General features: G+C 39.5%; 14 protein-coding genes. 4 read left to right on the top strand and 10 right to left on the bottom strand.

Going from position 1 to position 19,571, the window contains the following annotated elements:
- Window positions 1-212 precede the first annotated feature (212 nt).
- Together tehB and RI844_RS12310 are read left to right on the top strand one after the other, a co-directional pair.
- Window positions 213-779, top strand: a complete 567-nt coding sequence (tehB, locus tag RI844_RS12305; protein ID WP_348394965.1) for a tellurite resistance methyltransferase TehB — start codon at window positions 213-215, stop codon at window positions 777-779.
- Window positions 780-1,159: 380 nt separating this feature from the next.
- Window positions 1,160-2,683 carry an ISNCY family transposase gene (locus RI844_RS12310; RefSeq protein ID WP_348394966.1) on the top strand — a complete coding sequence of 508 codons (1,524 nt, stop codon included), beginning with the start codon at window positions 1,160-1,162 and terminating at the stop codon, window positions 2,681-2,683.
- 156 nt (window positions 2,684-2,839) lie between these two features.
- Here RI844_RS12310 and RI844_RS12315 read toward each other — a convergent pair whose 3' ends face one another.
- The 9 genes from RI844_RS12315 to RI844_RS12355 all read right to left on the bottom strand — a co-directional run bounded on the left by RI844_RS12315 (window position 2,840) and on the right by RI844_RS12355 (window position 16,208).
- Entirely contained in the window at window positions 2,840-5,023 is a 2,184-nt protein-coding gene (locus tag RI844_RS12315; protein ID WP_348394967.1) for a beta-galactosidase, read from the bottom strand.
- 31 nt (window positions 5,024-5,054) lie between these two features.
- Window positions 5,055-6,101, bottom strand: coding sequence for a ThuA domain-containing protein (locus RI844_RS12320; protein ID WP_348394968.1), 1,047 nt, complete (start codon window positions 6,099-6,101; stop codon window positions 5,055-5,057).
- Window positions 6,098-6,994 carry a sugar phosphate isomerase/epimerase family protein gene (locus tag RI844_RS12325; protein ID WP_348394969.1) on the bottom strand — a complete coding sequence of 299 codons (897 nt, stop codon included), beginning with the start codon at window positions 6,992-6,994 and terminating at the stop codon, window positions 6,098-6,100. Before RI844_RS12325 ends, RI844_RS12320 begins: the two co-directional genes overlap by 4 nt.
- A 59-nt stretch (window positions 6,995-7,053) precedes the next feature.
- The gene (locus RI844_RS12330) at window positions 7,054-8,418 is read right to left on the bottom strand and encodes a glycoside-pentoside-hexuronide (GPH):cation symporter (RefSeq protein ID WP_348394970.1); all 1,365 of its coding nucleotides are present in this window, start codon (window positions 8,416-8,418) and stop codon (window positions 7,054-7,056) included.
- 23 nt (window positions 8,419-8,441) lie between these two features.
- Window positions 8,442-9,926: a GH39 family glycosyl hydrolase gene (locus tag RI844_RS12335; protein ID WP_348394971.1), complete on the bottom strand. Its 1,485-nt coding sequence runs from the start codon at window positions 9,924-9,926 to the stop codon at window positions 8,442-8,444.
- A gap of 164 nt (window positions 9,927-10,090) precedes the next feature.
- Entirely contained in the window at window positions 10,091-11,782 is a 1,692-nt protein-coding gene (locus tag RI844_RS12340) for a GMC family oxidoreductase (protein ID WP_348394972.1), read from the bottom strand.
- Between the two features lie 21 nt (window positions 11,783-11,803).
- Entirely contained in the window at window positions 11,804-12,412 is a 609-nt protein-coding gene (locus tag RI844_RS12345) for a gluconate 2-dehydrogenase subunit 3 family protein (RefSeq protein ID WP_348394973.1), read from the bottom strand.
- 49 nt (window positions 12,413-12,461) lie between these two features.
- On the bottom strand, window positions 12,462-14,699 hold the full coding sequence (locus tag RI844_RS12350) for a TonB-dependent receptor (protein ID WP_348394974.1): 2,238 nt from the start codon (window positions 14,697-14,699) through the stop codon (window positions 12,462-12,464).
- 177 nt (window positions 14,700-14,876) lie between these two features.
- Window positions 14,877-16,208: an MFS transporter gene (locus tag RI844_RS12355; protein WP_348394975.1), complete on the bottom strand. Its 1,332-nt coding sequence runs from the start codon at window positions 16,206-16,208 to the stop codon at window positions 14,877-14,879.
- Between the two features lie 283 nt (window positions 16,209-16,491).
- Between RI844_RS12355 and RI844_RS12360 the strand changes: the two genes are divergently transcribed.
- Window positions 16,492-17,514 (top strand): LacI family DNA-binding transcriptional regulator, encoded by a 1,023-nt coding sequence (locus tag RI844_RS12360; RefSeq protein ID WP_348394976.1) that lies wholly within the window; start codon window positions 16,492-16,494, stop codon window positions 17,512-17,514.
- A 105-nt stretch (window positions 17,515-17,619) separates the two neighbouring features.
- The gene (locus tag RI844_RS12365; protein WP_348394977.1) at window positions 17,620-18,468 is read left to right on the top strand and encodes a sugar phosphate isomerase/epimerase family protein; all 849 of its coding nucleotides are present in this window, start codon (window positions 17,620-17,622) and stop codon (window positions 18,466-18,468) included.
- Window positions 18,469-18,579: 111 nt separating this feature from the next.
- Here RI844_RS12365 and RI844_RS12370 read toward each other — a convergent pair whose 3' ends face one another.
- Complete coding sequence (locus RI844_RS12370) at window positions 18,580-19,428, bottom strand: fumarylacetoacetate hydrolase family protein (protein WP_348394978.1); 849 nt, start codon at window positions 19,426-19,428, stop codon at window positions 18,580-18,582.
- Between the last annotated feature and the right edge of the window lie 143 nt (window positions 19,429-19,571).

The following is a 19,571-nucleotide window of genomic DNA, read 5'->3' on the forward strand; positions in this document are numbered from 1 at the left end:
GGGCGATGGTTTCCGCTTAAAATATAAAAACGGTTTCCTCAAGATACGAATCCAGAAGTTGATGACAAATAACGGATCTCGATAGACTTAATTCCAACAGGCAGTGTTGTTGATTAAGGTCAAATAAAGTCTATAAAATACATCTATTCATATTCAATAGAGCAAGATCAGTAGTAAGATAATAGCCCTCATTTCAAAACTAAGTTATTACCATGATAGTTGATCTAAATAGCCGTTACGGCTTAAATCCCGCGCATAGTGAAGTGGTAGAGGCATGCAAAATAATTAAGCCGTGCGATACTTTAGATATGGGGTGTTCGAATGGGCGTAATGCTGTGTATCTCGGCCAACTCGGATTTAACGTTACCGCCATAGATACTAATCCCAGTGCCATTGATATGCTACAAAGTATTAGTATTGAAGAGAAGATGAATAATATTAAGACTCATGTGTACGACATTAACAATGCGAGCCTTAGTGACGACTATGGTTTTATTTCCTGTACTGTAACCTTAATGTTTATCGACCCACCTCGTGTTGATGCTATTATTGCTGATATGCATAAGCGTACTCTGCCCGGTGGTTATAACCTAATTGTATGTGCCATGAGCACTGAAGAACACCCATGCCCAGTTCGCTTCCCATTTACCCTAGAAGCGGGGCAGTTGCGTGAGGCTTACGAGGGGTGGGAGCTGATTAAATACAATGAAGATGTAGGTACTATGCACAATGGCGCTAAATTGCAGTTTGCGACCATGTTGGCGCGAAAACCTGGCTAAAACAAGTAAGACATCCATTGTTACAGTCTTTTCAGTAGGTAAATCGATACTGCGTTTCGCTCCACAACGTGTTTCTTTTTACCTGCGAACGTTATCGGTACAAAACCTAATATGAACCAACCTAATAGCTTTGATGGTTAGTGTCTGCTGTGTGGCAATTACTGATCAAACAAAATGTACGATTAAGTCAAAACTAATATTCAGTATTGCCAGACCAAGTATGAGCTACTACACATAATAATGTTAACACCAAGCGACTTTGTCGTATCTTAATTACCAAGCGATTCTGTCGTAATCGCTAATTACCAAGGGAAATTGACGGATCTATTTTATCAGTCTTTCTTAAGTATTCTGTTTTGAATATTTGAGGAACGCAGAGGATGATCGTGATGGATTCCAAAGCCCAACTCACCGTTGATATTATTGCTAAAGTCGCTGAGCACAAAATGACTATTGTTAATGCGGCCAAGCTCCTCAACAAATCTCGAAGAACCATAGAACGTTACCTTCAACAATATCTGAAAGTCGGTATTCAATTTGTTGTTCATCGAAATACTGGCAAAGCGCCTGTGAATAAAACGCCGGATTCGCTCAAGCGCCAAGTCCAGGCACTGATCAAAGAGAAATACTTTGATGTGAACCTACTGCATTTAGCCGAGTTGCTTGAGGTTAATGAGCATATTTTGGTTAAGCGAGAGACACTACGGTCTTGGGCACACAACATTCATCACGTAAAGCGAGCCAAGCGCAGACGAGCTAAAGCACGTAAAAGACGTGAACGTATGGAGTCACCAGGTTTGTTGCTGCAAATGGACGGTAGCCCTCATCGTTGGTTCGGCGATAAAAAGTCTTGCCTGATCGCGATGATTGATGATGCCACCAGTGAAGTGCATGCTGAGTTTTTCCCGTCAGAAACCACGGTTGGTTGCCTGAAAGTGATGCGGGACTGTATCGAGTCCAAAGGACTCTTTAAAGCGCTATATGTGGATAGAGCGGGTATCTTTGGCGGCCCAAAACGCTGCAACTTCTCACAAATGCAACGGGCTTGTGAAGAGTTAGGGATTGAAATTATCTTTGCTAATTCACCGCAAGGTAAAGGCCGTGTTGAACGTGCCTTTAATACCTTCCAAGACCGCCTTGTGCCAGAGTTAAGGTTAAACAACATTAAAGACATGGCAAGTGCTAATGCGTACCTGAAACATGTGTTTATACCACAGTTCTGGCAATCACAGATTCAAGTCAAAGCCAAAGATCGGGCATCGGAGTTTACGCCATTGCCCACGCACATTAACCTTGATGATATCTGCGTGATTAAAGAGCACCGTAAAATACGAAACGACCATACCTTCAGCTATGGCAACAAGTTGTACTTGATTGATTCGCCGCTAAAATATTCCATTGCGAATCAAAAAATCGAAGTTAGAAACACCAGTAAAAAAGGATTTACGGCGTACTTCGCGGCTCGCCGCTTACAGGTATCTGAAGTCGTTGAGACCAGCAAGTTCGATACGGAAGAGCTCGAAATCCAAAAGAAACTGGACGTGTTAGCACTGGCTGAAAAATTAGGTAATATCAGTGAAGCATCGAGATTGAGCGGTGTCTCTCGCGATACGATTTATCGCCATTTAAAGCTAGTGAAAGAAGGTGGTGCCGATGCGCTTAAACGGCAAGAAACACCAAATCTACGACATAAAAACTGTGTGGATCTTGATGTCGAGAAAACCGTCATAAACTTCTCTCTTGAACATCCACATCTTGGTCAACAAAAGGTCGCTCTACAGCTAAATGCTAGATACGGTTTAGATATCAGCCCTAACGGTGTTCGAGGAATATGGCTTCGGGAAAAAATGAATACAACGGCATTGCGTGTTGAAAAGTCACTGTCATTACTGAAAACGGCCTAATAACGGCCGTTTTATTGCTGACATGGTGGTGAACTGATAAGGTTGCTACGACAAAGTCGCTCGGTAATTAGTCCGACAGTCTCCCTTGGTAATGACACTACTACACATAATAACGGAGCATGCCTATCACATACTCCGTTCTGGGTTTTAATTGCCTTAAAAGCTCATTGGGATGAACTTAACCATACCTTCAGGGTACTTTTCTACTGGTTCACGTTTCTTAAGTAATACGTCATAGATACCTTGGTTAGCAGCTTTATAACCTTCGATAAAGTTTGTATAAGGTTTATGAGCCGTTGTTACAAAGCCGTGGTGGAAGTTTTCACCATCAAACCTACCTAGTACAGGGTCATCATTGTAGGCAAAGTAATGTATACCAATGCTATTAGGATGCGCTGCTGCTTTTTCAGCATAGTACTGATAAGCAATAGCTCTTTCTGCTTCTGTTTTCGTCCAACGAGCGCCGTAAGTAGGATGCCCACCTTCCATTGAGCCGTGATGAAATTCACCAATAAGAATTGGTTTTCCACCAGACATATCTGCGGCAATATCTAGGCGCATAGTAGGGTCATCAGTATAGTTGTTCATTGAAAACACATCTAAATATTGACTACCTGCAAAACGCCATTTTTGTTTTAATGCACTAGATGCCCAGCGCATCCCCATATTCAAATGGTTAGGATCTACTTTCTTCGTGGCTGCAACAGGCACACGGATATACTCTTCAAGCAAAGTTGTTGAGAATGTTTGTAAATCATTTCCTGCCGTTTCAGATAACTCTGCAGCGCGTCTAATTGGTTTATTTAAATCACTAAACTGTGCAAATTTGGTATTCCATGCCTGATTAAAGGCTTGAATATCACCCTCGTATTGTTTAGTTAAAAACTCTATAAGTTTTCTCTTAGAAACAAAGCCATCACCTTTAGAGAGTAGTTCTTCAGCTAAGTTAATAGTTGGAATATATGCCCAACCGGGCTCATTATTCATGAAATAGCCAATTAAATATGGGTCATCTTTATAGGTTGCTAATTGTTGAGCAAAAGCCTTAGATTTATTCGCATACTCTTCACTGAAAACATCTGGGAAGTCTCTAAATATACGCTTGCTGGTTACTGGGAATTTTTCCATAGGCATAACATAAGGTGTTTTACTGCTTCGAGCAAAATCCATATCAGACCAATTACCAATAGTATTTACGTTCCATTCAATTAAACGGCGCGCCGTAATATCACTCCATTTCTGGTGCCAGTTTTCACCAAACGCTTTAATTAAATTGGCCGTACCAAAATCGAATAAGTTAGCGCTAGATAATCCTGTTTCAGAGCGAATATCTGAAATGTAATCAGCCTGAATCCATGCCTTTGAATAAGTAGGGTCATCTTCACTTGGTAACCATTCATGTAAGCCTTTTATACCATCAATATTACCAGCAACACCTGCGCCAACTATATCAATACCAATACTGTAAAAAGCGTATCCTTGCGGATCAACGAGGAACCATCGTTCATCATCAAACTGGGTACGAAAATAACCTGTCGCATCATATTTCTTGGCTTTAATGCCGCCAAAATGACTTAAGGTATCCGTCTCTCTCTCTGGTACGGCTTTACTTGCTTCGCTTTTTAAATATTGAATCATGGCATCAGCATCAGAAAGCTTGTCTTTAAAATCAACAACTGTCCATTGGCCAATTTCATCAACCATTACTTTATCGCCAACCGGATAATCTGGCTCGATATCAGTAAACATGAATTCATCTAAAATAACCGTTTGCTCTCCACCGTAAAAATTCGTTACTGAAACAGCAAACCTTGCCCATTCATCGAGGTGAACACCACTACCAAAAGCAAAACCTATTAAAGAACCTGGGGTTTTCGGTGTACCACGACCTTCTGCCAGCAGTGTCAGAGGAATTGCTCGACGAGAAGGCAAATCTGGGAAAATACCATCCGCTATGGTTAAATCAGGTCTTTGTCCTTGGTTATTTTTGGACCAAAAAAGCATACTAGTACCTAGCGCTTTTTTACCATCACCCTTGCGCATAAAAGACAACCACTTATCTTTACTCAATTGACTTAATTTGTCGCTCATTAACATCAAAGTACATGGTTGCGCTGCAATTTTTATTTTAATTTGATTCGCTTTCAAGCGTTCGACTTTACAACCATATGGTTGAAAATCATCCCAAGTGATATCGTTAATAACAACAGGTTTAACTGCTTTAACTTCTGTTATAACAGCTTTATCATCAACAGCTGTTTGCTGCTTATCAGCACAAGCTGAAAGCAATAAACCGCACCCTGCACTGACAAGCAATGCTTTTAACAATGTTTTAGACATTTTGAATTTCCTTTTTGGTAAATTTTCATGCTTATTTTGGAGAGTTCAGCACATTATTTTGGCAATCTTCTCTTAGCGTTTCTGGCACAGGCCACGGATTGTCTTGTTGGCACTGCGCGGTGCAGCTGGCATTGTCGGCGCTGTTGTCACTATTGTCACAACGATTGCTGATACACGCCTTAACCTTTTCACCGCCGATAGAAAACATATTGTGAATTACACATTTCTTTTCATCAGCATTTGGATAATTAACGTTACTGGTCAAAACATTGACCTTGCTCGGTTTGTTTTTGATAGTTTCAGGCCCCAACTCTTTAGCCAGTACTTCTTTACCCAGTAAATAATGGATACTATTACTTAAAAACAGTTGGAAATTTTCATCTTCCAATGTTTCTTCATTATGCCCAAGAGTTGTACCAATCACTTGCCCTTTGCCTGATTGATATAACCAAGCTTGGGTATGATAAGCCTTAGTTTCCACGCCAAAACTTTTTAATAATGGAGTTGTTTTTTGATTTTCACTAAGGGTGATATAGAGTTCGTCACTGGCAACTTCCCAGGTATCCGAGATATCATTAACAAGCTCATGATCACCGACTTTTTCGATATTAAAACTACGCTGGGTCTCATGACGTAAAGTATGTAATCCTAAAAACTCTGACCACTGAGGATCAAATTGAAATGAGTGCATAGCACAATGCAGTGCAATTGCCGGTATCGATTTTTCTGTGACCGGCGTAATTAAACTTTGTACGAGTTGTTCATCTCTTTGTGCTGCATGACAAAAATTATAAACAAGCAAGTCATACCCTTTTGAAAAATCGGTGGTTTTCAAGCGTTCAACATCGCCAACAATAACGTCGACATCGGCATTAATTGATTGTTGGATGGTTGAACTTAACAGTTTAATTTGCTGTTGATAGTCATGAAACCAACCAACGCTGGTTACGTATAATACTCTGATTTCTGCTGTCGTTTTTTGTACTTGCTGTGCAGGCGTATTCGGCTTGTCACATGCTGCCAATAAAAAGCATAAAGACAATAAAGTGATGTTGATGATTACTTTAAAATATTTCATAAAAGCTGTCCTGATTGGGAATTCAATGTTTTCAAATAATTTAAACTTGTGGTTAACTCGGTGAAAATATTGCCGCTGGTATGATCTTGTTCGACAAATCCACAGTTAACCCCGGCAGATTGTGCGGCTGATAGTATCGCGGGAAAATCAATAATTCCCTGGCCTAAAGGTTGAAAAAAACCTTTTTCCGCAGGCTCTTTCATTGAAGGCATTTGTTTAAGGTCTTTTAGGTGTAGTAAATGGCAGCGAGAACCTAACTCGGTGATTAATTTCGCCGGCTCTAGGCCTGCATACTTTACCCAAAACACATCAAGTTCAAACTTAACCTTTTCTGAGTCTAATTCTTGCAAAAACAGCTCAAACGGGGAATGTTCATCGAATCGGTTAAATTCAAAATCGTGGTTGTGATAGCAAAGTTGAATACCAGCTGGCTGGCATAACTCTCCAACCCGGTTTAAGTGGTCGCTTAACTGCTTATATTGTTCAAGATTTTGTCGTTCATCCTCAAATAAATACGATAAAACCAAATTTTTCACACCATGTGAATTTAACGTTTCAATCAATTTTTCTGGTGAGCTTAACGATGTTGGTATATTCATATTTAATCGCTGCTGACCAGTTAAATATGGTGATAGCACATGGGCACTAGTGATAGTTAAATCTTCAGCTTTAGCAAGGCTTGCCTGTGCGGCTAAGGTAGTCACATCAAACCATTCAACATGCTTATAACCAATCGCTGCCAGCTTTTCAAAGGTAGCACCGGCATTGTTACCGAGGTGGTCACGCACACTGTACAGTTGCACTCCCGGATTATCGATTAAAACCGATGCTTTAGTAGACTGCTGCTGTGTTAATTCTTTTGCCATAGCGTACTTATTTGATGCTGTTAACATTGCACTAATACCTAGGGAGTACTTAAGTATATTTCTGCGGGAAATATTAGAAATGGGCATTACGCTCTCTCCATAGTCATGTCTGGTCTGGCACTTAGCTGTTGTTGAATATTTTTTAATTGCACATTATTTAGTTTATATTTTCGAACCAACCCGAAGGCAATTAGAGATGCCGTAGCAGGAATGATGGTAAACAGTAAATTAATGCCTTCTAGAGCCCTTTCGGTTTGCTGCTCCGCCCCCTGATAACCGTAAAAAGCCAAAATCCAGCCTGCAATTGCCCCCGCAACAGACATACCTAGTTTTAGAATAAACAACGAACCCGAAAAAGTGAATGCAGTCATCCGCTCACCAGTTTTCAATTCACCATAATCAACAGTATCAGTCATCATCACCCAGATAATAGGCGTGGTCATCTGTTGTAAAAAGCCGATCAAAAATTGAAAGCCAAAAGCTAAGAGTACGTAACTGTTATCGAGGAAATACAAAGCAAAGCATAAGCAAGCAATGGTTAACGTGGTGTAGCTATATACCTTTACCTTGCAAAATTTGTCGGTGATAGGTTTGGCAAACAAAGTACCTAAAAACATCCCCACCATCCCCGTAGTGACAAATGCGGTCGCCAAATCAGGGCGGTTTAATACATAGTTGACGTAATACAAAGAAACAGTGGCTCTTAAAATAACTGCAAACATCACGATAAACGTAATAATACCAACAACAATCCATTGGTCATTTTTCAGCAACATTTTTAAATCATGTTTTATCGAATAGTCCGCTCTCTTAGGACTTGGAATGCGCTCTTTTGTGGTGGCAAAGCAAATAATAAATAAGCCAACACCAATCATGCTCATTAAAATAATGGTAAATTGATATCCTTGCGCTTTGTCACCATTGCCAAAAAAATCAACCAATGGCAAAGTAAATGCGGTGATCATAATGCCGGCTAGCGACGCGAGAGCAAATCGATAGGACTGAATTGAGACTCTCTCTTTTGGATCTGAAGTTAACACTCCACCAAGGGCACAATATGGAATGTTAATAGCCGTATACATGATCATCAATAAACCATAGGTGACAAAAGCATAGACCAGCTTGGCGTTCTCACTCCAGTCAGGAGTGGTAAACGTTAAAATACAAATAGCCGCATAAGGAATACAAAGCCAAACTAAATAAGGTCGATATTTACCCCATTTTGTTTCCGTTCTATCCGCAACCGCGCCCATAACAGGATCAGTGATTGCATCAAGTAACCGCACTGACAAAAATAGTGTGCCAACTGCGGCTGCTGAAATTCCAAAAATATCAGTATAAAAGAAGGCTAAGAAGGTCATAACTGTTTGAAAGATAATATTACTTGCGGCATCGCCCATGCCGTAGCCTAATTTTTCAGTTACCGATAATTTTATATTTGACTGAGTCATTATTTAATTTCCATCAAGTAATGTTAGTTAAGCTTTTCAATATCATAGAATACAATCGCACAAGGTGTTAACAAGTGTTTTAAAGTCAATTCTCCGTCGCATTCAACGGTTTGTTCTAAAAATAGAGCTGGCTCAGATGATTCAATTAGTTCATTAACTTGTTTAGTAGATAAATACTCCGGTGAGTCCATAGCCTGCCAACTGCGATAGCTGTTACCGACTAGCTTATCGACCCGGTAGCCTTTAATTTTATATTGACCACTAACTTGTGTTAAAGCGAAGGACTCTTCTTTATCTTGCTCATCAAGTACATAGTCTGCACCATTAAAATCAACACTTATTGGCTCATTAAAGTTCCAGCTTAACACTCTGATATTTCCAGATTTTGAGCGCGTCACCCAATTTGAATCACCAGTACCAGGTAAAACATTGTCATACAGCTTTGCTAAAAACTCATAAGCGTGAAAGGCTGCTTTTTTAATACCATGCATATTAACCAAACCATATTTTCCGGAATAAGGGCTATTTCCAGGGCCTGTTTCTTCAAAAATATCAGACAGGCACCAGAACGAATACGAGTCAACCACACCACTTAAGTCTTTTAATGTTTGCAATAGGAACGCAGCAGTAAACTCAGAATCTTTACCATATCTGTCTTCATGACATGGCGAAACATTCCATTCAGAGTAATGAATTTCAGCTTTAGAAAACGTTGAATTTCGTACTAATCTAACAGTTTCAAGGACATCACTAAGCATAGCTTTTTGCCCTCGGTACTCTAAGTTAAATACATTGGCATCAGTTTCAAGGGCTGCATCGGCACAGTAATGATGAGTTGAAATAAAGTCGATCGGTAGGTTATTTTCTTCGCAGAAATCAATGATTTCCTTGATCCAAAGATTTTTTGATGTTGACGGTCCACCAACTTTCAAGGATGGATCAATCGTTTTGATTGCTGTAACGGTATGGCGATATAATTCAAAGTAATCTGCTTGACTGCCCGACCAAAATAGATCTTTAAGATCAGGTTCATTCCATACTTCAAAATACCATTGGCGAACTTCTTCTTCACCATAACGATTGATTAAATGACTAACAAAAGCAGTGATCATATCAGACCAAAGCGTTAAATCTTTCGGAGGACTAATATTCGCCTGATAATGAAATATAGTTGACTCGTCGCTTGCCAGAGCACTAGGCATAAAACTAAGCTCTACATAGGGACGCAGACCTTGTTCAAGGAAAAAATCGTATATTTTGTTAACATTTTGAAAATTATAAGCCGGTTTACCTTCAACTTCTTTATAAACGCCAACCCAATCATGAAAGATGCCGTGACACCTGAGACTATTAAAGCCAATCTGCTGCTGCACCGTACGAACATGCTTGCGAAAGTCTTCACGCAGAGTTAAATAAGCATGACAAGAGCCAATGCTGCTTTGGAAATATCGATCAAATTTAGTCGATTCACCATCTATGTTTATTTCTTTATTCGACACTGATGTCATAACTGCCTCAATACGAAATGTATTTATAGTTAATACAATTCACTTTATTCTGTTGAAATCGTGCTCCTAGAGCACCTAAATGTAATTCAATCCTAAACGCCCTTCACACAAGAGTAATCGATTACATTAAATACTAAATAAAGCCGCCATAACTGCGGGTTTATTTAGCTAAAGTTTGTTGCCAATTGTTTTACCGCATGATCTACGGCTCTTGCTGTTAACGCCATGTACGTTAATGACGGATTCACGCAAGAAGCGGACGTCATACAAGAACCATCGGTGACATAAACATTGGCCACATCATGGCATTGATTAAAATTATTCAATACGGAAGTTTTAGGGTCGTTCCCCATGCGGGCAGTACCCATCTCATGAATTGCGCCGCCACCAGGATGAATATGTGTTGACAGTTCAATATCAATGGCGCCACAAGCTTTTAAGATAGCCTCGCCTTCTTTGGCCATATCTTCACGCATATCGAGTTCGTTTTTACTCCATTCGAAGTTAAATTCCACCTGCGGAATACCGTAGCTATCTACTTTGCTTGTCGATAATTTCATATAGTTTTCAAAACGAGGCAAACACTCACCAAAGCCGATTAAGCCAACGCCCCAAGGTCCAGGCTGCTGTAAATCTTCTTTAAAATCTTTACCAAAACCTGATTTGGCAGCATGAGTTCCCCGCCAGTCCATGCGCCCTCCCCAACCTTGATATCCGTATCCGCGAAGAAAACTAGTTTGCTGTTTGTTGAGGTTTTTGAAACGAGGAATATAAGTACCATTAGGTCGATTGCCATAATGATAATCTTCTTCACTACCAGGAATGACTCCCATCGCAGACATACCGATAGTATGGTCCATTAAGTAGTGTCCTAATACGCCACTGCTATTGGCTAGCCCATTGGGAAAATTCTCTGATTTGGAATGCAGCAGAATTTGCGTACTACCGACAGTGGAGGCACATAAAAATACTAACTTACTGGTAAATAATATTTTCTCTTTGCTATTAGCATCAATAACTTGCACACCGGTAACTTTCTTGGTTAACGGATCATAGTCGAGCTTTTCAACAACACTGTGGCTACGGATGGTTAGTTTACCGGTTTTTTTTGCCGCTGGTAATGTTGAGCTCTGACTACTGAAATATGAACCTGTCATACAGCCTCGATGACATGGCCCGCAGTAATGACAAGGGGCACGACCGTTATGTGGCTTTGTTAAAATAGCGCATCGGCCAATAGTCATCATCCGATCATCGAAATGCTCGGCGATGCTATTTTTCATGTCTTGTTCAATTTTGGTGAATTGCATTGGCGGCAAAAATTCACTATCGGGTAATTGTGGCAAGTTTTCGGCTTGGCCGCTTACGCCTATAAATTTTTCTACGTATGAATACCAATCTTTAATATCATCGTAACGAATCGGCCAATCAACCCCATGATTGTCTTGTTTATTTGCTTTGAAATCTAGTTCACTAAAACGATAAACTTGACGTCCCCAAGTTAAAGAACGACCGCCGAGTACATCACCTCGTAGCCAATAAAACGGTTTATCTTCGTTATAGTCATAGGGGTTTTTTAGATCATTATTGAAAAAATGACGCGTTAGCTCACTAAAAGCATGATTGTTCTTTTGAACAAAGTACTCTTTATCATAAAGCTCCCGATCAGGCATATTTCGATATTTAAAGTCCCAAATGCCTTTATGTTCGGTAACATAATCTTTGACGTGTTCCACCGGACGACCACGCTCAAGTATCAAAACATTTAAGCCTTTTTCGGTTAATTCTTTTGCCGCCCAACCTCCGGAAATACCAGAGCCGACAACAATTGCATCATAATTTGTATTGTTCAACATAACTCTTACTCGCTCTGCTATTTAATAGAATGGCGCCCAGGCTTTACCCACTTTACTCAAAGGGTAATCACCGACAAATTTTCCGGCCATATGATTATGTACAAGGGCTTGAGTTGCTCCAACCTTAGAGGTAAAGAAGCCAACTACCACTAATTCTCTTAACGTCGTAAAAATTGGCTTTGACGTTTGCTCAGGCGACGTTTTCTCATGCGTCGTTGTCTCATGTAACGCTTTCTCATGCTTAACTGCTTGCATTTCAAATTCTGTCAAAACACTATCTAGTTGTACTGGTGACGCTTGTACTAATGGGCAATTGCATTGCTTAATGCAAAAGCTGTCCATCGCTTTTAGTCCTGAGAAAAACGCTAATCGCTCCTCATCGTTATACCATTGAGAAACAATAATATTGATAAAATCAGGTACACCAGCATCTATCGCACCTGGAGTATCTGTTTTCGGGATAATTCGCTCAGAAAGTAAAGTTAAAGCCGACAGTTGTTGCGAGGATAACTTCGACATGTTCGACGTTACTTTGTTACTTGCACCTTTCAGTACTGCCGCGGTTACTGAAGTTGAAATGCTAGCTCCAAGTACTATAGCCGCTTGCTTTAAAAATCGTCTTCTACTCATGAGTTCTCCAAAATTAAAGGCCTAATGAACCATTAGGCCTTAATGTTAATTAAAAAGAATAACCAAGTGTTACACCATAAGAGCTAGGCTCTGCAGGAAAACCAACATCAACACCTAATCCTGACGTTTCAGCATCATTACCAAAGATTAAATACTCTTCATCGGTAATATTTTTCGCCCATGCGGTAATACTCCACTTACCAGAATTACTTCGTAATCCTGCAAATAGGTCAGCGGTCACATAGCTATCTAAAACAGCTTTATCTCTTTCACCATTATATTTAGCCGTTGCACGTACAAACCAGTCTAAAGATGTATCGGCAAATTCATCTGCGTATTCTACAAATAAGCTGCTCGTCCATTGTGGATTACCTTTTAAAACTTCTCCGGAGACATCTTTTGTCGGGATGGTAGAGGTATCACCACCAGCACCTGGCATTACACGCGGGTCAATAATAACAGGACCAGCTGTTGCGTATCCGGCATCAGCAAAGGTAGTTGGTACATTTTCAAGGCTGCCAACTTCAATGTGGTTGTAAGCAACAGAGCCTTTTACCGTCAGTTGTTCTGATAATAATACGGTAAACTCAACTTCAGCACCTTTAGCTTCGGCATCACTGCCATTTAAGCGCACATTACCCGCTGGGGCTGAAACAACAAAAAATGGAGCAAAAGCGACAGCTTGTTCAGTTAAGAACATGTTGTATTGGTAATCATCAAACTCTTGATAAAATACTGCCGTATTTAACTGGAATCGGTTATCCCAAAATTGAATTTTCGAGCCAATTTCAATGGCGTTACTTGTTTCAGAATCGTATTTATCGTAACCAGCTTCTTTATAATGTTGTGGAGCAACCACATTAAAACCACCGGCACGGTAGGCTCGATCAAGAGAAACATAATAAGTTTGATCAGTTGTAGGCATATAACGAAGCTTTAAACTTCCAGAAAAGCTTTCAAAATGTTCACTATCACGACCTTGAACTTCACCTAGAATACTATCTACCTGTGTGGTTGTTGCTGACTTTCTGTCATCGCTGTAGCGTAAACCAAAAGTAACGGACCAATCATCATCTAAAAAGTAGGTGTTGTTAGTGAAAATACCAAAGCTTTCAGTAACATCGACGCCGCTAATGTTTTGATTAAAGAAACCATTATCAAACAAGCTGCCACCGGCTAATTCTTGATTAGAATAAAATAGCCCTGCCATAAACTCAAATTTGTCATTATCATAAGAAGTCACTCTAAACTCATGGCTTTCACTTTCTAATTTTTGATCAATAGTTAAAATTGATCCGCCCATGCCAACTTCAGCAGGAGAAAAATCATTATCTCTAGGTCCAGTGAATTCATAATCCTGCATAGCACTAATTAAAGTAAATTCTAAGGAATCTAATTCCCAATCAATTTGAAGAGAGACAGATTCATTTTTATCTTCAGCGATTCCAGGATCATTTTCGAATGTTTCGAATTCATAAATACTATCACCCATCAGTTGCAGAGGGTTGCCGACTTCAGAATCACTGTAATTAACATTAAGAATAGCTGAAAGGTTTTCCATTGGCGTGTATAACAATTTTAAACGCGCTGCCGAACGCTCTCTAGAGTTGGCATCTTTATCAAGTAATTTATTTTCAATGTAACCGTCAGATTCTGAAAACAAACCAGAAACACGAGCGGCGAGAACATCTTCGATAAGAGGAATATTTACAGTACCCTTATATTCTTGGGTATTCCAAGAACTGTAAGTTGCTTCAACGTTGCCACCAAACTCGAGTGAGTCCGGAGTTTTAGTGATAATGTTAATAGCACCTGCGGGAGCATTTTTTCCGTATAGAGTCCCTTGTGGGCCACGTAAAATCTCAATTCGTTCAATATCAAGCAAAGAGCCAAATGCTGAACCAACATTATTCTGTACTACACCATCAATAAATACCGCAACAGCAGGATCTAATCCAGAAATAGATTTAGCACCAATACCACGAATGCTAATACCCGCATCGTGACCTGATTCTCCAGAGATGCTAAATCCAGCAGTCATTTTTTCAATGTCTGTCAGCTCAAAAGCGCCTGACTTTGATAATGTATCAGCATCAAAAGTATTAACCGTTAAAGCAACCTCTTGTTGTGATTCCAAACGTTTTTGTGCTGACACTGTAATGACTTCAATGGCCAATTTCTTTTCAGTATCCGCTTGTGTGTTATCAGCTTCTTCTGCCACAGAATAGCTACTTAAAGATGTAGCTCCTGCTAACAGCATCGCTTTAGTTAATATATTTAGTTTCATGTTGTCTCCCACTTCTCATTATGAATGTTGTAGTCAATTTTTAAAAGTAATTGATTACATTTTTACTAACCTTAATATCCCCAGTTTCTTAGCACTGTCGTCAATAATGCTAACATCCTGTTTTAAAAGATTATTTTTCTTATTAATAAAGCAACGATAATAATCGTGCCTTATATGTTATTTTGATAATTCTTTAGAAGTCACAAGTACTGGTGAATAGCCACCTTTTAAGCGCTCTCGATACCAAATAGCCCCAAAAACAAATAGTAAAGACAAAGGAAACAAGGCTATAGACTGAAATGTAGTTCTTGCGGCAGAAATTAATGCCGCATTTAAAGATTCTCCTTCCAATAGAGAAAACGCTTGTATGCCGCCAGCAAAATCTTGTTTAGCTTGGTCAAAAATCCCGCCCAATTCAGGTAACACAAAGTTAATAGATAATGCCCCTGCAGCGCCCATTAGACCGATAAAGAATGAGCCACCTCGAGGGTATCGCTCAGATGCGGTTGCCAGCATAGTAGGCCACATATAACAAACCCCAATACCCCATATTGTCGCCGCAAGAAATCCCGTTAATGGTGAATTTGCAAAGCTAAGAAGATATAGACCTGCGGCAGCAAGAGCACAAGAGCACCATAATAAACCTACCGGAGAAATAAAACGCAGTAGCACACCTGAAAAGTGACGCATTACAAACATTAATCCACTTACATAAACGAGTAATAAAATGCCGTCCATACCGACAGTGCGAGTAAGTACCAAATCAACTAATTGACCCGGAGCTAATTCTGAAGCTGCGGTTAATATCATTGCACCTAACCAAACGAAAAAGCTTGGTTGACGTGTAATTTCAGTGAGCATTTCTTTCATACTCACACCCGCAGCTGCCCGCTCAGTTAAAGGAAATTTCATACCAAAAACCATATAGGCATAAACCAATGAAGGTAGTAATACTAATGAAAATTGTACTTTCCAACTCAAGTCGAAAGCCGAAAGAGCTACACCTGAAAGTCCACCAACCACCAATCCTGCTGGCCACCATGCATGTAGGATATTCAAGCGATTGGTTTTATCTTCAGGATATAACGATGTAGTCAATGGATTTGTGGTTCCTTCGACTAAGCCCCAACCAATACCACTAATTAGCATTCCACCCCATAAATACCAGTAAATATCACTTCCAACAGCAAAAGCATCGGCAAAAATCACGATTAATGTTCCGCCAATAAAACAAACTGCGGATAGCATCAATAACCTTGACATACCAATAGCATCCAACAACGGACTTGAAAAAAATAAAGAAAATGCAAACCCTAAAAAGCTAATACCAAGGATCTCTCCTATCATTATTGTCGAACTCGCTAAATCAATTGCATCTAGATAGTTTCCCTGTATATCCCCAGCAATTGATGCTCTTAATGCAGCACTCAATCCTGAAGTAAATAATGCGATAACGCTTATAAGGAATATTTTTTGACGGTTAATTCCGTCATTTACATTTTTTGTCATGCTATCTCTCCAAAAGTGAACCTAAATATTCACTTTTAAATCGTCGAAATATTAGGCTTGTCATTTAAATGTAATCTATTACATTAAGAAGATCAAGGGCATTATGTAATCAATTACATTTTAATTTAAGCTTCCCTTTTCGTTAAATTAGCGTGCGAACCATGTAAATAATTAATCTAAATTGCTAATTTCTGAAAAAAACATAGGCAAATCCCTGAGTTTGAAGTAAATTTAACAATGAAATCGATACCATTTAGTTAACCAAATAGAAATTTATATTCATATGTCATCAGTTAAAGCAGTAGCCAAAGAGGCAGGCGTATCAACCGCAACCGTTTCACGTTTTTTAAATACTCCAGAGCTATTAACAGAAAAAACTCGAATAAAGGTAACTGCTGCAATTAAAGCAACTGGCTATTCAATGAACAGCCTTGCAAGAAACTTTCGCCGCGGAAAATCCAATACGATTGTTGTTGTTATGCCTTCAATTGGGGTTCCTCACTTTGGTAGTGTAATGAAAGGCATTGAGACGGTAGCCAGCGAAAAAGGCTTTAGTATCATGATAATAGACACTCAATTTAATACCTTACCTGCTGATAAAATGGCCGGTATGTTTTTTTCAAATCAAGCTGATGGCATAATATTATTGGGAAGTTCTTCACCGTTTAAACATGCCTTATCACACGCAAGTAGCCCAGAGAAGCATCCTCCTATTATCGTAAGCTGTGAAAATGCTACGCCTGAAATAATTGATTTTCCAAGTGTTAGAATAGATAACAGAGCTGCATCTATCGCGGCAACTAATCATTTAATTTCTCTAGGGCATATAAGAGTTGCATTTATTTCTGGGTCATTATCAACTGGCGTTTCTGGCGAACGCGAATCTGGTTATCGACTTGCGATGAATGAACATAATTTAGACACTTGTGAAGATTTAATTTCAGATGGAAATCTTACAATTGAAGATGGTAGACGACTAACTCGACGACTCTTAAATCAAAATCAACGACCAACCGCAATTCTTTGTGCCAATGATGAAATGGCCCTTGGTGCGATATACGAAATTAAGAATTATGGCCTAAAAGTGCCTGAAGATGTATCTGTTATTGGTTTTGATGACATTCGTTATGCTGAGATAAGCGATCCGCCGCTGACCACTATTGCCCAGCCCGGCGAGGAAATTGGTGAAAAAACCATGTATCAATTATGCAATGTAATTGAAGGCTCAAAAATTGATTCGACTCCGGTGATTGTTCCGCACCAGCTTATTATAAGAAGTTCTACAGCCGCTCCTCAAACTAAATAATCCCATAAATTTCACTATTAGGTGCTCTCTCTTGACACAATGTAATCAATTACATTATGCTGATCTACACAGTTTTATCAGATCAAATCAGAATGGAGAGCACAAATGAATTGCGCAATGAACATGTTTCTGTGGACCACCCACGTTACCAAAGAACACCTGCCAGAACTGAAGTTAGTCAAAAATAGCGGCTATAATATGGTTGAAATTCCAATTTTGAATGTTGATGACATCAGTCATTACCAATGGTTAGGAGAACAACTAAAAGACATTGGCTTGATCCCTTTATCAATTACCGCAAGAGGAGAAGAGGACAACCCCTGCTCACCAGATCCTGCAGTACGTCAACTTGCTGTTAATAATAATAAGCGAGCAATAGACTGTGCCAATGCATTAGGCGCAAATAAAATATCCGGTTTGCTACATACCGCCTTAGGTGTTTTTACCGGCCAGGGACCAACCTCCCAAGAATGGCAATGGAGTGTTGAAGTAATGAGGGAAACCGCTGCCTATGCACAGAAGATGAATATTGAAATCAGCCTTGAGTTCATTAACCGCTTTGAGTGCTACTTAACGAATACGACAGCTGATATGGCACGTTTGGTTAAAGATATTGATTATCCCAATGTTGGGATCTTATACGATACCTTCCATGCCAATATTGAAGAAAAAGACGTTGCAGAGGCCATTCGAGAGAATGCTCACCTAATTAACCATGTCCACATTTCTGAGAATGATCGTAGCACTCCTGGTAGCGGTCATGTGCGCTGGGATGAAACCTTTGCAGCACTAGAAGAAGTTGGTTATAACGGTACTTTTGCCGTTGAGGCATTTGGCTTGAATTTACCTGAACTTATACCAGTGGTTAAAATTTGGCGAAAAATGTATGAGTCAGAAGAACAAATTTGTCGAGATGCCTACCAATTCATTAAAAGTTATCGAGTAAAAGATTAACTCGATAATCACAACTACTGGGTATTTATAAACAAACACTAAAAAGCGAGTCAGTTTTACTGATTCGCTTTTTTAGTTGTGACATTTATAAAAACTCTGAATATTAAATAGTTATTCGTCTGCAATAACTTGTTGAGTTTGGCTACCTAATCCATCTATCGATAAAGTGATTTTATCACCTACATTCAAGAATACTTCAGGTGATTGCCCCATACCAACCCCAGGAGGTGTACCAGTAGAGATGATGTCACCAGGCTCTAATGTAACAAACTGACTTAAATAGCTAACCAGAAATGCAGGCTTAAAGATCATCGTTTTAGTATTGCCATTTTGATAACATTTTCCATTCACACTTAAAGTCATGCCAAGATTGTGTACATCTTCAATTTCATCACTCGTTGCCAACCAAGGACCTGTTGGACCAAAAGTATCGCTGCCTTTGCCTTTATCCCATTGACCACCGCTAATTTCCAACTGGAAATGTCTTTCTGAAACATCGTTAATTAAACAATAACCGGCGATATGGTTTTCCGCTTCGGTTTCGTCTACATATTTGGCAGGTTTACCAATGACAATGCCTAACTCAACTTCCCAATCCATTTTGATACTACTTCTTGGCTTCACAATATCATCATTTGGACCACAAATAGCACTCGACCATTTTGTAAATACAATAGGCTCTTCCGGAATTGCCATATTAGCTTCAGCAGCATGATCTGCATAATTTAAACCGATACAAATAAACTTACCCACGGAACCAACACAAGAACCAAGGCGAACATCTTTATCAACGATAGCTAGTTGCTCTACATCAACGTTCGCTAACTTTTGCAAGTTTTCAGGCAACAGCTGATCTCCTGAAATATCACTAATTACTGTTGATAGATCTCGAATATTGCCTTCACTATCTAATACTGCCGGTTTCTCTTGGCCTTTTGGTCCGAAACGCAATAATTTCATTTGTTTGCCCCTTGATAATTAACTTATTAAAAATGAATACTGGAATATCACTATAAAGCGTAAACGCCCCGCCCCTCTACTTAACCCTTAGCCTTTTACAGATACTTTTTTAGCCTTAAAGTCAGCAGGTAGAACTTTACGGG

It is taken from the genome of Thalassotalea fonticola (assembly GCF_032911225.1).
GTDB lineage: Bacteria > Pseudomonadota > Gammaproteobacteria > Enterobacterales > Alteromonadaceae > Thalassotalea_A > Thalassotalea_A fonticola.

Excerpts from the sequence above, each read along its gene's own strand:
- tehB (WP_348394965.1), top strand. The coding sequence starts at position 213 with ATGATAGTTGATCTAAATAGCCGTTACGGCTTAAATCCCGCGCATAGT.
- RI844_RS12310 (WP_348394966.1), top strand. The coding sequence starts at position 1,160 with ATGATCGTGATGGATTCCAAAGCCCAACTCACCGTTGATATTATTGCT.
- RI844_RS12315 (WP_348394967.1), bottom strand. The coding sequence starts at position 5,023 with ATGTCTAAAACATTGTTAAAAGCATTGCTTGTCAGTGCAGGGTGCGGT.
- RI844_RS12320 (WP_348394968.1), bottom strand. The coding sequence starts at position 6,101 with ATGAAATATTTTAAAGTAATCATCAACATCACTTTATTGTCTTTATGC.
- RI844_RS12325 (WP_348394969.1), bottom strand. The coding sequence starts at position 6,994 with ATGTTAACAGCATCAAATAAGTACGCTATGGCAAAAGAATTAACACAG.
- RI844_RS12330 (WP_348394970.1), bottom strand. The coding sequence starts at position 8,418 with ATGACTCAGTCAAATATAAAATTATCGGTAACTGAAAAATTAGGCTAC.
- RI844_RS12335 (WP_348394971.1), bottom strand. The coding sequence starts at position 9,926 with ATGACATCAGTGTCGAATAAAGAAATAAACATAGATGGTGAATCGACT.
- RI844_RS12340 (WP_348394972.1), bottom strand. The coding sequence starts at position 11,782 with ATGTTGAACAATACAAATTATGATGCAATTGTTGTCGGCTCTGGTATT.
- RI844_RS12345 (WP_348394973.1), bottom strand. The coding sequence starts at position 12,412 with ATGAGTAGAAGACGATTTTTAAAGCAAGCGGCTATAGTACTTGGAGCT.
- RI844_RS12350 (WP_348394974.1), bottom strand. The coding sequence starts at position 14,699 with ATGAAACTAAATATATTAACTAAAGCGATGCTGTTAGCAGGAGCTACA.
- RI844_RS12355 (WP_348394975.1), bottom strand. The coding sequence starts at position 16,208 with ATGACAAAAAATGTAAATGACGGAATTAACCGTCAAAAAATATTCCTT.
- RI844_RS12360 (WP_348394976.1), top strand. The coding sequence starts at position 16,492 with ATGTCATCAGTTAAAGCAGTAGCCAAAGAGGCAGGCGTATCAACCGCA.
- RI844_RS12365 (WP_348394977.1), top strand. The coding sequence starts at position 17,620 with ATGAATTGCGCAATGAACATGTTTCTGTGGACCACCCACGTTACCAAA.
- RI844_RS12370 (WP_348394978.1), bottom strand. The coding sequence starts at position 19,428 with ATGAAATTATTGCGTTTCGGACCAAAAGGCCAAGAGAAACCGGCAGTA.